General features: G+C 70.4%; 13 protein-coding genes. 4 read left to right on the top strand and 9 right to left on the bottom strand.

From position 1 onward, the window contains the following. Positions 1 to 30: 30 nt before the first annotated feature. The 6 genes from dnaB to AC2DFQ_RS12230 form a co-directional block, all read right to left on the bottom strand. Positions 31 to 1,398, bottom strand: a complete 1,368-nt coding sequence (gene dnaB, locus AC2DFQ_RS12255; protein ID WP_484510644.1) for a replicative DNA helicase — start codon at positions 1,396 to 1,398, stop codon at positions 31 to 33. 615 nt (positions 1,399 to 2,013) lie between these two features. Further along, a complete protein-coding gene (gene rplI, locus AC2DFQ_RS12250; protein ID WP_484534080.1) occupies positions 2,014 to 2,466 on the bottom strand; it encodes a 50S ribosomal protein L9 in 453 nt (150 codons plus the stop codon). Positions 2,467 to 2,477: 11 nt separating this feature from the next. Next, on the bottom strand, positions 2,478 to 2,732 hold the full coding sequence (gene rpsR / locus AC2DFQ_RS12245) for a 30S ribosomal protein S18 (protein WP_484510646.1): 255 nt from the start codon (positions 2,730 to 2,732) through the stop codon (positions 2,478 to 2,480). Positions 2,733 to 2,794: 62 nt separating this feature from the next. Beyond that, positions 2,795 to 3,328 (bottom strand): single-stranded DNA-binding protein, encoded by a 534-nt coding sequence (locus AC2DFQ_RS12240; protein ID WP_484510647.1) that lies wholly within the window; start codon positions 3,326 to 3,328, stop codon positions 2,795 to 2,797. After that, complete coding sequence (rpsF, locus tag AC2DFQ_RS12235; RefSeq protein WP_484510648.1) at positions 3,328 to 3,714, bottom strand: 30S ribosomal protein S6; 387 nt, start codon at positions 3,712 to 3,714, stop codon at positions 3,328 to 3,330. Before rpsF ends, AC2DFQ_RS12240 begins: the two co-directional genes overlap by 1 nt. Before the next feature lie 104 nt (positions 3,715 to 3,818). Beyond that, positions 3,819 to 5,117 (bottom strand): glycosyltransferase, encoded by a 1,299-nt coding sequence (locus tag AC2DFQ_RS12230; protein WP_484534079.1) that lies wholly within the window; start codon positions 5,115 to 5,117, stop codon positions 3,819 to 3,821. Positions 5,118 to 5,287: 170 nt separating this feature from the next. Between AC2DFQ_RS12230 and AC2DFQ_RS12225 the strand changes: the two genes are divergently transcribed. Further along, positions 5,288 to 6,052 (top strand): hypothetical protein, encoded by a 765-nt coding sequence (locus tag AC2DFQ_RS12225; protein WP_484534078.1) that lies wholly within the window; start codon positions 5,288 to 5,290, stop codon positions 6,050 to 6,052. Continuing rightward, a complete protein-coding gene (locus tag AC2DFQ_RS12220; protein WP_484534077.1) occupies positions 6,049 to 7,182 on the top strand; it encodes a hypothetical protein in 1,134 nt (377 codons plus the stop codon). The genes AC2DFQ_RS12225 and AC2DFQ_RS12220 overlap by 4 nt, the downstream gene beginning before the upstream one ends. 22 nt (positions 7,183 to 7,204) lie before the next feature. On the opposite strand, the gene AC2DFQ_RS12215 is transcribed toward AC2DFQ_RS12220, so the two are convergent. The 3 genes from AC2DFQ_RS12215 to AC2DFQ_RS12205 all read right to left on the bottom strand — a co-directional run bounded on the left by AC2DFQ_RS12215 (position 7,205) and on the right by AC2DFQ_RS12205 (position 11,290). Continuing rightward, on the bottom strand, positions 7,205 to 7,876 hold the full coding sequence (locus tag AC2DFQ_RS12215) for an enoyl-CoA hydratase/isomerase family protein (protein ID WP_484534076.1): 672 nt from the start codon (positions 7,874 to 7,876) through the stop codon (positions 7,205 to 7,207). 432 nt (positions 7,877 to 8,308) lie between these two features. Further along, positions 8,309 to 9,736 carry a CCA tRNA nucleotidyltransferase gene (locus AC2DFQ_RS12210; protein WP_484534075.1) on the bottom strand — a complete coding sequence of 476 codons (1,428 nt, stop codon included), beginning with the start codon at positions 9,734 to 9,736 and terminating at the stop codon, positions 8,309 to 8,311. 33 nt (positions 9,737 to 9,769) lie between these two features. Further along, positions 9,770 to 11,290 (bottom strand): DUF7059 domain-containing protein, encoded by a 1,521-nt coding sequence (locus AC2DFQ_RS12205; protein WP_484534074.1) that lies wholly within the window; start codon positions 11,288 to 11,290, stop codon positions 9,770 to 9,772. Positions 11,291 to 11,389: 99 nt separating this feature from the next. On the opposite strand from AC2DFQ_RS12205, the gene AC2DFQ_RS12200 reads away from it, so the two are divergent. Both AC2DFQ_RS12200 and AC2DFQ_RS12195 read left to right on the top strand, forming a co-directional pair. Beyond that, complete coding sequence (locus tag AC2DFQ_RS12200) at positions 11,390 to 13,555, top strand: DUF6049 family protein (RefSeq protein WP_484534073.1); 2,166 nt, start codon at positions 11,390 to 11,392, stop codon at positions 13,553 to 13,555. Beyond that, complete coding sequence (locus AC2DFQ_RS12195) at positions 13,552 to 13,860, top strand: hypothetical protein (RefSeq protein ID WP_484534072.1); 309 nt, start codon at positions 13,552 to 13,554, stop codon at positions 13,858 to 13,860. The genes AC2DFQ_RS12200 and AC2DFQ_RS12195 overlap by 4 nt, the downstream gene beginning before the upstream one ends. Positions 13,861 to 13,878: the final 18 nt, after the last annotated feature.

Here is a 13,878-nt window from a genome sequence, read left to right as displayed (position 1 = left end):
CGCCATCTTCCCCGAGAACTTACAGCGGCATCACATTGAGGGGGCCATGTCGATGAAGCGCGAGTAGTGACCCTGGAAGGCGACCGTGATCGTGTCGGTGGGGCCGTTACGGTGCTTGGCGACGATGAGGTCGGCCTCGCCGGCCCGCGGGCTGTCCTTCTCGTAGGCGGCCTCGCGGTGCAGCAGCACGACCATGTCGGCATCCTGTTCGATCGAGCCCGACTCACGGAGGTCGGATAGGGCCGGCTTCTTGTCGGCACGCTGCTCCGGTCCACGGTTCAACTGCGACAGCGCGATCACGGGGCACTGCAGTTCTTTCGCCAGGAGCTTCAGCGCACGCGAGAACTCGCTGACCTCCTGCTGACGCGACTCGACCCGCTTGCCGCTGGTCATGAGCTGCAGGTAGTCGATGACGACCATCTTCAGCCCCTCGCGCTGCTTGAGACGACGGCACTTCGCGCGAATCTCGACGAGCGTCATGTTGGGGCTGTCGTCGATGTACAGCGGTGCGTCGTTGATCCGCCCGCGGGTGGCCGCGATGGTCGTCCAGTCGCGCGAGTCCAGTGTTCCCTTGCGCATGCTCTGCAGCGGGATGGCCCCCTCGGCGCTGAGGAGACGCATCGCGATCTCACTGCGGCCCATTTCGAGCGAGAAGAAGATCGTCGGCTGGTTGTGCTTGATCGCCGCCGCCCGGGCGAAGTCCAGGGCGAGGGTGGACTTACCCATCGCGGGACGGGCCGCGATGATGATCATCTGGCCGGGGTGCAGGCCGTTGGTCAGCTGATCCATGCCCGAGAACCCGGTCGGGATGCCGGTCATCTGTCCGTCGCGACCGCGCGCGGCCTCGATCTCGTTGACGGCGGCGTCGACGGCGGTCGTCAGCGGGACGTAGTCCTCGGCGGTCTCCGCACCGGAGACGTTGTAGATCTCCGCCTGCGCGTTGTTGACCAGGTCGAGCGCGTCTCCCTGACCCGAATAGCCCATCTGCACGATGCGGGTGCCGGCCTCCACGAGGCGCCGGAGGAGAGCGCGCTCCGCGACGATGGAGGCGTAGTACCCGGCGTTGGCTGCCGTCGGGACGATGGAGGTGAGGGTGTGGAGGTAGTCGGCCCCGCCGGCGCGCTGCAGCTCGCCGGTCTTGATGAGCTCGTCGGTGACGGCCACGACGTCGGTGGGCTCGCCGTGCGAGTACAGGGAGAGGATCGCTTCGAAGATGAGCTCGTGCTTGGGGATGTAGAAGTCGCCGCCACGCAGGGTCTCGATGACGTCGGCGACCGCATCCTTGGACAGGAGCATGCCTCCGAGGGCGCTCTGCTCGGCGGGCAGATCGTGCGGCGGCGTGCGTTCGGCCTGGCGAGCTCCGCCGAGGCGCTGTTCCGAGATGTCGGCAATCGACACGCGCTCTCCATTCCTTCGGGTAAGGCTCGTCCCCACCGGGGCACGGCGGAACGCCGCTGCGATCACCGGTCGTCCGGGCGCGTGTCATCCCGCGTTCCCATAGGAACACGAACCCCCGACACGCCCCTCGCGCGACCCTCAGCGGTTCGTCTTGATGAGCGGGACCCACGCTATGGACGGCCTCCGGCTGGCGCAAACCGGCCTGTGGATAACTCTGTGGAGGAAATGCGCGAAACGCCGACACACCTGTGTACAACACCTGTGGACAACGGCGGACAACCGCTGCCGAGATAAGAAATATTGTGCCTCGTACCAGGGGTTTATATCTCCACAGCGATTCTTCGCGGATGTGGTTGAAGTGAGACTTGAAGGTTGCTTCGCCGGCGACCTGGGTTGTGTACAAATCCGGGGATAACCACGGGTCGAGTATCGACGGATCCGGAAATTGTCAAGTGCGCTTGAGGCCCACGGGAGCGAACGGCGTACCGTCCCTGCCACGGGGCTCACTGCGCGGCGGCATCGGCCGCGCGGACGCAGACCGGCGCCCTGAGCGCGCCGCACAACGACGGATGCCGCGGACCCGAAACGGGGTCCGCGGCATCCGGTGTGCGTGCGTTACTTCGCAGCGACCACCTGAAGGGTGATCACGGCGGTGACGTCATCACGCAGACGAATCGTCGCCTCGTGCTCACCGACCGCCTTGATGGGCGAGGTGATGTGGATCTTGCGCTTGTCCAGGTCGCCGAAGCCGGCGGCCTTGACCGCGTCAGCCACGTCGCCGGTCTTGACGGAGCCGAACAGACGCCCTTCGGCGCCGGCCTTCACCGTCAGCTTGACCTTGTTGGACTCGAGCGTGTTCTTCAGCGCCACGGCTTCTTCGTGGTCGTGGATCGCGCGAGACTCGCGGGCCGCGCGAATGGACGCGACCTGCTTCTCGCCACCACGCGACCACGCCACCGCGAAGCCCTGGGGGATGAGGTAGTTGCGGGCGTACCCGTTCTTGACCTCGATCACGTCGCCGGCGCTTCCGAGCCCGGCGACCTCATTCGTGAGAATCAGCTTTGCCATGCGGGTGCCCCTTAGCGGCCGGCGCCGGCGTAGGGCAGGAGCGCCATCTCACGCGCGTTCTTGATCGCGCGAGCGATGAGACGCTGCTCCTGCACCGAGACACCGGTGATACGGCGGGCGCGGATCTTCCCGCGCTCCGAAATGAACTTGCGGAGGGTGGGGATGTCCTTGTAATCAATGACACCCACACGAGTCGGCTTCGCGGGAGCGGTGGGCTTGCCACCCTTCCGCGGCTTGCGGCGGTCGCCGCTCGACTTTCCAGCCATGCTTCCTTCTTTCGTATGAAACGCGGATGCTGCAGCTCAGAGAGCGCGGCATCCAGCGTGAATCAGAACGGGGTGTCGTCCCCGTAGTTACCGGGGGCGGACCAGGCGTCGGCCCCGCCTGCGGCACCAGCGGCACCTGCGGCACCGCCGGTCGAACCGGGCGTCGACCACGGCTCATCCGCGACCTGCTGACGCTGCTGACCGCCGCCGCCACCTCCGCCTGCACCGGAGCTGGCCGCGCGCGTCACCTGTGCGGTGGCGTAACGCAGCGAGGGGCCGATCTCATCGACCTCCAGCTCGATCGAGGTGCGCTGGGCGCCCTCGCGGTCCTGGTAGGAGCGCTGCTTGAGGCGACCGGTCGCGATGACCCGCGCGCCCTTTGTGAGCGAACCCGCCACGTGCTCGGCGAAGTCCCGCCACACGGATGCCCGGAGGAACAGCGCCTCGCCGTCTTTCCACTCGTTCGCCTGGCGGTCGAACGTGCGCGGAGTCGACGCGATGGTGAAGTTCGCCACCGGAAGCCCGTTCTGCGTGTAGCGCAGTTCGGGGTCGGCCGTGAGGTTGCCCACGACGGTGATGACGGTTTCGCCGGCCATCAGGCGTCCTTCTTAGCCGTCCGGGTCTCGGCGGCCGCGGCCTTGCGAGCGGCCTTGGCCTCCTTGCGCACCGCTTCGGAAGCGACCAGAGCGATGGCTTCCTCGGCACGGAGGACCTTGGTGCGCATGATCTGCTCGTTCAGCTTGAGCTGACGGTCGAGCTCCTGCGTGGCCTCGCTGGTGGCCGTGAAGTTGACGACGGCGTAGATGCCCTCGGTCTTCTTCTGAATCTCATACGCGAGACGGCGGCGGCCCCAGATGTCGACGTTGTCGATGGTGCCCCCGTCGGTCGTGATGACCTTGAGGAACCTGTCCAGGTTGGGTGCAACCTGGCGCTCGTCGAGCTCGGGATCGAAAATGACCATGAGTTCGTACTGGTGCGTCACTAACCCACCTCCTTCGGACTAGAACGGCTGCCGGGCATTTCCCGGAAGCAGGAGGGTGTGTGCATGTCGTCCGCGTGCGCGCGAGTGGCGTCGCCGGACAACCTTCACAGTGTATCCGATGCTCGCGCGCGCTGCACGTCGGCCAGGATGCGGTCGAGCCCGGCGAGCCCCGGTGCCTGCGCGATCTCCGCCGCGAGTGCCCGTGCGCGACTGCGGTAGCGGTCATCGGAGAGCACGGTGCGGACCGCTGCCCTCACGCTGTCGGGCTTCGGCCGGCTCGATCTGAGGTTGATCCCGGCGCCACTCCATCCGACGCGGGCCGAGACTTCGATCTTGTCCTCGGTCTGTCCGGCCACCACGAGCGGGATACCGGCGGCGAGCGCCTGATGCACGCCTCCGTAACCACCGTTCGTGACGAGCACGTCCACGCGCGGCAGCAGCTGGTCGTAGGGCAGGTAGGTGGCCACCCGCGCATTGGCGGGGAGATCGCGCAGCCCGTCCACCGGGCGGCCGCCGGTGCTGGCCACGACGAGGACGTCCTCGTCGGCGAGCGCGGCGAAGGTGGGCTCGAGCAGCTGAGAGGTGTCGGCGTTCGCGGCGGTGCCCTGCGTGACGTGGACGACGGGTCGCGTGGTGTCCAGGTCGCCCCACCATTCGGGCAGGTCCACGTGGGGGGAGGAGGGCCGGAGCGGGCCCACGAACGTGACGTTGTCCGACAGGTCCGACCGCGGATACTCGAAGCCGGCGACGGTGAACTGGGCCAGCGCATCCGCACCGCGGGTCCAGTCGAGGAAGAACCGGCTGAGGGGGTGCCCGATGACCTCTGACGCCAGGGCGTTCGCCGCCCGGGTGACCGGGGCGAAGACGCCCTTCTCGGCGACGACGGTGAGGGCGGCGTTGCGGACGCGCCCGAGTACACCTCGCATCGGCGCGATGCCCAGCCCGAAGGGAGCCGTGTCCCGGCTCTTCGAGCTGAGGGGGAAGATGCCGAGCGCGATGATGGGCGGGCGCTCGGAAGCCGGAAGCTCTGCCAGGAGCACCACGCCGATGAAGATCGGTTCGGTGAGGATCGCGTCCACCGGCTCTGCGGCGAGGATCGAGCGCACCGCCTCGTACTGCGCGCGGCCGGGGGCGAGAAACAGGTTGAGCATGTCGAAGCGGATCGCCGCCGGCCCGCGCAACCCGGCCCGCTCGGGGAAGGCCGGACCGGGGTCATCCAGGTCCACATCGGCCGCCGCCGGCAGCGGCACGAAGTGCGCACCGGATTCGTTCACGCGTTCCGCGTAGCGGGGGCTGGTGAGAAAGAGCACGCGCTCGCCGGCGGCCGCAAGGTGGCGCGCGACCGCCAGCAGCGGCGCGATGTGACCGTGGGCGGGCGTGCAGGTGATGAGGTACGTGGACATGGGGGATCCTCACAACGGTTGGGTGACCCGTCAGAGTGTTGTTGCTCCCCTCGGCGGAGTCAACGACAAAATGCTGAGAATCGACTAAACCGCTGAGAATCACGGGGCAGCACGCCCTCTCGCCCCCCGGACGCACACGTATGCCGCCATCGGTCGGTAGCGTGACCTGCATGGAGTGGACCGACGACGTCACCGCCGGCACGTGGATCCGTGAGCGGCTCGATCCCGAGGACCGGCGCAACCCCCTGCACCACTTCGTCCCGCGTGGGTTCCCGGCGTACGCGCGCATCTCCAACGCCGCGAGCGGGCCGGCCGAGGGCGACGAGGACGCGGCGCAGGAGGGTCGCCTGGATGCGGCGAAACTCAGCGCGGTCACGAGGCACCTCGCGCAGCACACCCGCACCGCGGATGACGTGTACATCGCCGTCTGGGAGGGGTGGGGCGGGCTGGTCGGATCCTTCGCCTCGGCCCCCGCCAGGATCGCCCTCGCCACCTCCGACGACGATGACCCCGCTGTCATGAATCACCACCGCGCGATGCTTGAGCGCAGCATCCACGACCCGTTCAACAACGTCTTCCGCAAGCCGGTGTGGCAGCCCGGACTGCTCTCGGACGACATCTCCCGTGGCCCCCGGCTGGAGCTGCCCGATCGCGACCACGTCCTCTTCCGCGGCTCGCTCGGCGAGCTCGCCGATCCGGGATGGGCCTCGCGCGTGCCCTGGGCCGAGGACCGCCCGGAATGGACCGCGTCGCCGAGCCTGATCTGGCCCGCCGACCGCGCCTGGGTGCTCGTCACCGAGGTGGACGACGACTCCACGACCGTTGGCGGGAGCCCCGACCTCGTCCGCGCGCTCTGCAGCGACCCGGCGATCGAGGGCCGGGCGATCCGCGCGGACACCAGCCTCTCGGGGAACGCCGCCGAGGTGAACCGATGAGCACCCCCACCCCGATCACGTTCGACGCGCAGCCGCTCACCGAACCTGTCGACCGTGCCGCGGCGAAGGCCTTCGTGCGCGAGCTGCGCGCGCAGGGGAAGGTCTCGGGGTCCTCCGTGGCCGGGATCGTGATCGGCTCGATCGTCGTCGTGTTCATGCTCGTCGTGTTCGGCGCGGTCTTCGGCGCGGTGGCGTCGGCGCTGAGCTCATCCGGAGGCGGCGTGTTCGGGCTCGTCTCGGTCGTCCCCTTCCTGTTCATCGCCGTGATCGTCGTGATCGTCGTGGTGGCCCTGGTCCGCGGCGGTAGCGCCGTCCGGTGGTACCGTCTCGACCGGTTCGCGCGGGCGAACGGGATGGCCTTCACCCCCGTCATCGCGGCACCGGCGCTGCCCGGCATGATCTTCCACCTCGGTAACTCGCGCGAGGCCAGTGACCTCGTGCGCGGTGCCCAGCCGCGATTCGTGGAGTTCGCGAACTACCGGTTCACCACGGGGTCGGGAAAGAACCGCACGACCCACAAGTGGGGCTATGTGGCGGTGAAGCTCGACGTGCCTCTCCCGCACATCGTGTTGGATGCGGTCGGCAACAACGGCCTGTTCGGTGCATCCAACCTGCCCGCCGCCTTCGACCGCGACCAACGGCTGAGCCTCGAGGGTGACTTCGACAAATACTTCTCGCTCTACTGCCCCGCCGACTACGAGCGCGACGCGCTGTACCTGTTCACGCCCGACATCATGGCCCGCTTCATCGACAATGCCGCCGCGCTGGATGTCGAGATCGTCGATGACTGGCTCTTCCTCTACGCCAAGCGCGACCTGTCCACCCTCGACCCGGCGACGTGGGCGTGGCTGTTCACCGTCGTCGCCGCGCTGCTGGACAAGCTCGCCCAGTGGGCGCGCTGGCGCGACGATCGGCTCGCGGCGACCGGCATCCCGGCGACGGATGCGGTGGCCTCGGGCATTCCCGGAGCCACCGCGGCGGAGCCACCGCCGCTCACCCCGCCGCCTCCGGGCGTCGCGCCGCAGGGGCGGCGGCTCAAACGGAGCTTCTCGTGGGTGACCGTGGTCTTCCTGGTGCTCGGCGTCGGATGGTGGCTGCTCACCGCGGTGTTCGGCGTTCTCGGCAACTGACCGGCGGCAACGTCAGGGAAGGTCAGCGGTTCATGTCCGCGAAGAGCTCGACGGACGCATCCAGCGCCTCTGCGTACCCCATCTCGGCGAAGCGGTAGAAGGCGGGCCGCCCGACGCGCGCGATGGCCCCCGCGCGAGCGGCTTTGCCGAGCCACTCCTCCGCCGCCGCGAAAAGCGCACCGGGTTCGGCGATCGCGTTGAGCAGGCCGACCTCCCGCGCGCGCTCCGCGGAGAACGGCTCGCCCGACCCCACGTTCTCCATGGCCGCCCTCGCCCCCAGCCGTTGGATCAACGGCACCTGCGCCACCATCGGCCAGATGCCCAGGGATACCTCGCGCGTTCCGATCACCGCATCCGGAACCGCCACGGCGTAGTCCACGGCCGCGACGATGGATGCCCCGGACGCGACGGCATCGCCGTTGACGGCCGCGACGACCGGAGTGCCGAGGGTCGGCAGGTACTTCAACAGGGCGGCGAGCGCGGTGGCGAATTCCACCGGGTCACCGCCGGCCTGGATCGCGGGGAGGTCCAGACCGCTGCAGAAGACCTCCCCGGCGCCAGTGAGGATGATGCCGGTCACCTCCGGATCGGCGTCCGCGGCCCTCAACTGCTCGGTCAGGTCGGCGAGAACCTCCGGGTTCAGGAGGTTCCCCGTGCCGGCCGGGTTCACGATGGTGATCGTCGAGATGCTCACGGGAGCGCCCCTTCCTGGGAGACGGCGATGCAAGCACGGTATCGAATCGGCGGCCACCCACTCCGCCGCCGCGCGGCCCCGCCGCCCCGTCATGAGGACGGCGCCCGATGCGGGGGTCGGAGGATCGCGGCGCCGTCGGACGATTCTCCGCGGATGCTCCGACCAACGTGCGATCCTCCGACGTCGAGTGTCGCCCCGACCGCGCCGCGCCCGATGCCACGGTCGGAGGATCGCGGCGCCGTCGGACGAATCTCCGCGGATGCTCCGACCAACGTGCGATCCTCCGACGTTCGAGCGGCGCCACGCCCGCGCCGCGCCCGATGCCACGGTCGGAGGATCGCGGCGCCGTCGGACGATTCGCCGCGGATGCTCCGACCAACGTGCGATCCTCCGACGTTCGAGCGGCGCCACGCCGCGCGGCCGGGGCGAGGGTCAGGCGCGGGCGGCCCACCACGTGCGGAGGCGCCGCTCGGCCTCCTCCTCGCCGAGAGGGCCCTCGTCCAGACGCAGGTCGAGCAGGAACCGGTACGCCTCGCCCACGTCGCGGCCGGGGGGGATGCCGAGCACCTCCTGGATGCGGTTGCCATCCAGCTCGGGGCGCACCGAGTCGATCTGCTCCTGTTCGCGCAGGGCGGCGATACGCGCCTCGATGTCGTCGTATGCGCCGGCCAGGCGCGCGGCTTTGCGCCGGTTGCGCGTGGTGACATCGGCCCGGGTGATGATGTGGAGTCGTTCGAGTTCGTCGCCGGCGTCGCGCACGTACCGGCGGACGGCGGAGTCGGTCCACGCCCCCTCGGCGTACCCGAAGAAGCGGAGGTGCAGCTCGATGAGCGTGGTGACCGACCGGATCGTGTCGGAGTCGAAGCGCAGGGCCTGCAGTCGCTTGCGCGCGAGACGGGCGCCCTTGACGTCGTGGTGATGGAAGGTCACCGTCCCACCGGGCTCCAGGCGGCGCGTCGCCGGCTTCCCGATGTCGTGGAGGAGAGCCGCCAGCCGCAGCGGCACGTCGGGGGCCGCACCGGGATACCGCGCGTGTTCGAGCTCGATCGTCTGTCGCAGCACGGTCAGGGAGTGCTCGTAGACGTCCTTGTGGTGATGGTGCTCGTCCACCTCGAGCCGAAGCGCGGGCACTTCGGGCAGGAAGAGGTCCATCAGGCCCGTGTCGACGAGGATCCGCAGGCCCGGTACGGGGTCATCGGTGGCCAGCATCCGCACCAGCTCCGACTGGATGCGCTCGGCGCTGACGATCGAGAGCGTCGAACCGAGCTCGGCCATCGCGGCGAGCGTCGCCGGGTCGACCTCGAAGCCGAGTTGGGACGAGAAGCGCGCGGCGCGCAGCATCCGGAGGGGGTCGTCGCCGAAGCTCACCTCCGGCTCGGTGGGCGTGCGCAGACGCCGTCCGATCAGATCCTCCACGCCGCCGGTCGGATCCACCAGCGTCTTGCCCGGCACCCGCAGCGCCATCGCGTTGACGGTGAAGTCGCGTCGCACCAGGTCTTCTTCCAGCGTCTCGCCGAACGCGACGGTGGGCTTGCGGGTCACACCGTCGTAGCTGTCGGCGCGGTAGGTCGTGATCTCCACCTGCTCGCCCGAGACGCGGGCGCCGATCGTTCCGAAATCGCGCCCCACGTCCCAGCGCGCGCTCGAGATGGGCGTGACGATCCGGAGGATGTCGTCAGGACGCGCGTCGGTGGTGAAGTCGAGGTCGTGCGTCTCGCGCCCGAGGAGCGCGTCGCGCACGGGCCCGCCGACGACGGCGAGTTCGTGTCCGGCGTCGGCGAAGGCGCGTCCGAGACGGGAGACGACGGCGGAGTCGGCCAACGCGTCCAGGCGCGCGACACCCTCGGCCATGTTCAGCATGCGTCGAGCCTAACCGGGCGGGAACCGCCGCGATCAGTCGGCGAAACGGAGGAAGCCGGTGAACACCAGCTCGCGCACCCGGGGGAACAGGTCTGCCCGTAGTGCTGCCGCATCCACCTCCATCAGCTGCGCGACCGCGTCGACGAGCCGGCCGAGTTCGAGGTCGCCGTCGCTGGCACCGACGACCGCGGCCAGGGCCGGGTCGACCGGCAGCGACCGCGCGAAACCGCCACCCTGGCGCAACTCGATCACCGTCGCGGCCTCTTCGCCGGGCCGGTGGTGGCGCGCTTCGGTCACGTCGGGGGCGACGGTGAACCGCGATGCGGCGAGCCCGTCGTCGCCGAGGGCCGCCAACCGGACGTGAGCGGCGAGAGAAGCCGCCAGGTGCTCGCCCGACGGCGCCGACCCGCCCTCCACGCGCTCGTAGCGCGCGAGCGAGGCCCCGCCCGACGCGGGGCGGTGCAGCAGCACGTACCCGAACCCGATCTCCGTCACTCCGCGCGCCGAGAAATCATCGAGCCACGCGTCGATGAGCTCCGCGTACTGCGGCGTGCCGGAAACGGTGCCCCCGTCCCGGACCCACAGCTCGGCGTAGGCGAGCGGGTCGAGGCGTTCGCGTTCGACGACCCAGGCGTCCAGCGGAACACCGGATGCGGCCACCCACGCCCGCACGCGATCGAGACCCTCCTCGCCGCCGTGGCTCTCCCAGTTTCCCAGCAGCTGCGCGACGCCGCCGGGAGCCAGGTGCGCGCCCACACCGGTGACCACCTCCGCGACCAGCCCGTCGCCCACGCGGCCGCCGTCGCGGTACTCGTACGCGGGCACTCCCACCGCCCGCGGCGTGATGACGAACGGCGGGTTCGTGACGATGCGGACGAACCGTTCGTCGGCCACCGGGTCGAACAGGCTCCCCGACCGCGTCTGGATGCCGTCCACCCCGTTGAGGTGCGCGTTCAGCTCCGTGAACCGCAGCGCCCGCTCGGAGACGTCGGTCGCGACGACCCGCTCCGCGCCGCCCCGCCGCATCCGCAGCGCCTGGATGCCGCATCCCGTGCCGAGGTCGAGACACGTGCCTGCCGCATCCGGCAGCTGCAGACGGGCCAGGGTAAGGGATGCGCCGCCCACGCCCAGCACGTGATCCTCGGGGAGCGGTCCGCCCAGCGCCGCCTCGTCGAGATCGCTCGCGATCCACCACTCACCCTCGCCGCGCTCGTCGACGAAGCCCTGCGGACGCACCATCGCCGCCGCCGTCACCGTGTCGCCGTCGATCTCGGCGAGTCCGAGCCGAACCAGTCCGGCGGCGCGGGTCTGCGGGAGGGCCCGGTCTACGTGCGCCACCGGCTGAGGCACGGCCAGAGCCAGGAGGCGCGCGACCACCGCCAGCGGGTCGGTCCGCTCTCCGAGTGCGCGCAGTGCGGGTCCGCGCAGGCCGCGCGGGATCGCTCCATCCGCCTCCGCCGTCCATGCGGCCCGGAGCGCATCCGAGGTGTACCCGCCCGCTCGGAGGTCGGCGGCGAGCGCCGCGGCGAGCACGGGATCGGGATGCGGCAACATCCCTCCATTCAATCGTCCCGCGGGGCGCACGGGGAGCTCGGAGCCGACGCCCATAGAATCGCTGCGGTGCGGTCGCCCTGTTGCCCGCGCCGGAGCCTCATGATCCGAACATCTCCCGCCCCGGCCCGTGCGCCGCGTCACCGTCTGACGCGACGCCTGTTCGCGACCGGTGCGGCGGTGGTGCTCGCTGTCACAGGAGGCGCTTCCGCGCACGCCGCCACCCCCACGCCGTCACCGACGGGCCCGGTTCTCAGCGGCGAGGTGGAGCTGACACTGTCACCGGCGGCGAACGGGATCGTGCGCGGCGGCGAGGCGCTCGCCGTGTCGGTGACGATGGACAACGGCACGCCCGACTCCCTCGCCGCCACCGAGGTGACCCTTGAACTCGGCCCCGGCCCACTCCCCGACCGCAGCGCGCTGGGAGCATGGCTCTCCAGCGCACCGTCCTCCGCCCTCCCCGTCGTGGGGTCGGCACCGGTCTCCCCGCTCGCATCCGGGGCCGATACGACCTCCACCATCGTCGTGGCACCCGAACACCCTGCTCTGGCCACGCTCGGTCCCGGCGTCTACCCGCTGCAGGCGAGGGCCGTCGTCGATGGGGACACACTCGTCTCGACGAGCGTCCTGGTCGTGCCCGACGACGCGGTGACCGCATCCGTCGGCATCGTCGTCCCCATCACCGCCCCACCGGGCACCGCGGGGCTCGTGAGCATCGAGGAGCTGACCGCCCTCACCGCGATCGACGGAGCGCTCACCGCCCAGCTGGATGCGGTGGAGGGGACGGCCGCGATCCTGGCGATCGACCCGGCGGTGCCCGCGGCCATCCGCGCGCGGGGAACGGCCGCCCCACCGACGGCGATCGAATGGCTCGCCCGCCTGGAGGCGCTGCCCAACCAACGGTTCGCGCTGCAGTTCGGCGACGCGGATGTGACGCCGCAGATGCAGGCGGGACTTCCCGCCCCCCTGCAGCCGACGTCGCTGGTGTCCTACGTCTCGGCGCAAGACATCGCGGCGCCGGAAACACCGACGGCGACCCCCACCCCGGGGGCGGAGACTCAGGACGAACCGCAGCTTCCCGACCTCACGCAATTGACCGCGATCGGACCGCACGCCCACGCGGGCGTCTTCTGGCCCGCAGGCGACACGGCCGGCTCCGATGTGGTGGCCGCGCTCGGGGCGACGACCGTGGCCGGGGCGCCTCCCCTGACTCTGGTGCCCTCATCGACCACGTCCACCGGCGAGGGCAACCGCACCGCCCGCGCTCGCGCCACAGCCGCCGGGTCTCAGCTCCTCGTGTACGACTCCGCCGTGTCGGCAGCGCTGGACCGTGCCGCCGACGAGCCGGAGCCCTCGCGACGGGGCGCACCACTGGCTGAGGCCACCGCCTACCTCTCGTTCGCGGCCCGGGAGAGCGGGGGTCAGCCGCTGCTGGTCACGGTGGACCGCGGCACCGATCGCGAGCGCCTGAGCCTCCGGGCCGCGATCAGTGCCGCGACCCCGACGCCGGGGGTCGCCCCCCTCGGATTGGCGGAACTGGCCGCGGCCGAGCCCGTCGAGGTGAGCGTGCGGGAGATCCCCGCCGATGCGGCGGCGGTCGGGAACGTCATGCAGCTGCTCGCCGAGGAGACCGAGGTGGCCAGCTTCGCGACCATCCTGGACGACCCCGCGCTCCTCACCGGCCGCCAACGTGCCGAGATCCTGCAGCTGCTGTCGGTCGGATGGCGCGCGGATGCGGAGGCGGCATCCGCCGCGTTCGCCCGTCACCGCGAACGCACGCGCGAAACGCTGGATGCGGTGGGGATCCTCCCCTCCAGCGTGCTCAATCTCATCAGCTACGACGCGAATTTCGGCCCGTGGGTGCGCAACGACCTGCCCTATCCGGTGAACCTGGAGCTCGTCGCCCAGCCGAACGACGCTCGCCTCATCGTCACCGAACGCACACCGGTGCTCGCGTCCGCGGCGAGCAACACGCGCGTCACCATCCCCGTTCAGGCGCGCGTCGGAAGCGGCACCGTCACCGTCACGATGCAGCTGTACAGCCCCACCGGCGTCCCCATCGGCACCGTGCAGAGCTCAGAGGTCGAGGTGCGCGCCGAATGGGAGACCATCGGCCTGGTGATCCTCGTGTCTCTCATGGTGTTGTTCTTCGGGCTCGGGATCGTGCGCACCGTGCTGCGGCGCCGCGCCCGCGCGCGTGAACAGGCCGCGGCCACCCTGGAGCCGGAGGTCCGCACGGACACGCCCCCGCCGGGGGTGACCGAGTGAGCAACCTCGGGCGCGCCAGCCTGCTGCACCGCCGCCTCGGTGGCATCGGCACGGCGAGCTGGCTGGCCTCGCTCGGGCGCTTCGTCCTCGCCACGCTCCCCGCTGCCGCGGCGGGATGGGGCGCGTACCTCCTCCTCGGCGGCGCGGAGGGCTGGACGACCTCGGACAAGCTGCTCGGTGCACTCGGTGCAGCGATCATCGGCAGCGTCGTGCTCGCCGTCTATCTCGGCGTCCTCGCGCTGTTCCGTACCCCCGAGCTGACCCCCGCGGTACGGATGCTCTCGCGTTTCCTGCCCCGCCGCTGAGCCCCCGAGCCGGGGAAT

This window comes from Microbacterium sp. Z11_20 (assembly GCF_057197605.1).
The sequence above is the reverse complement of the archived record's forward strand: the minus strand, read 5'-3'. Positions and strand labels throughout refer to the sequence as shown.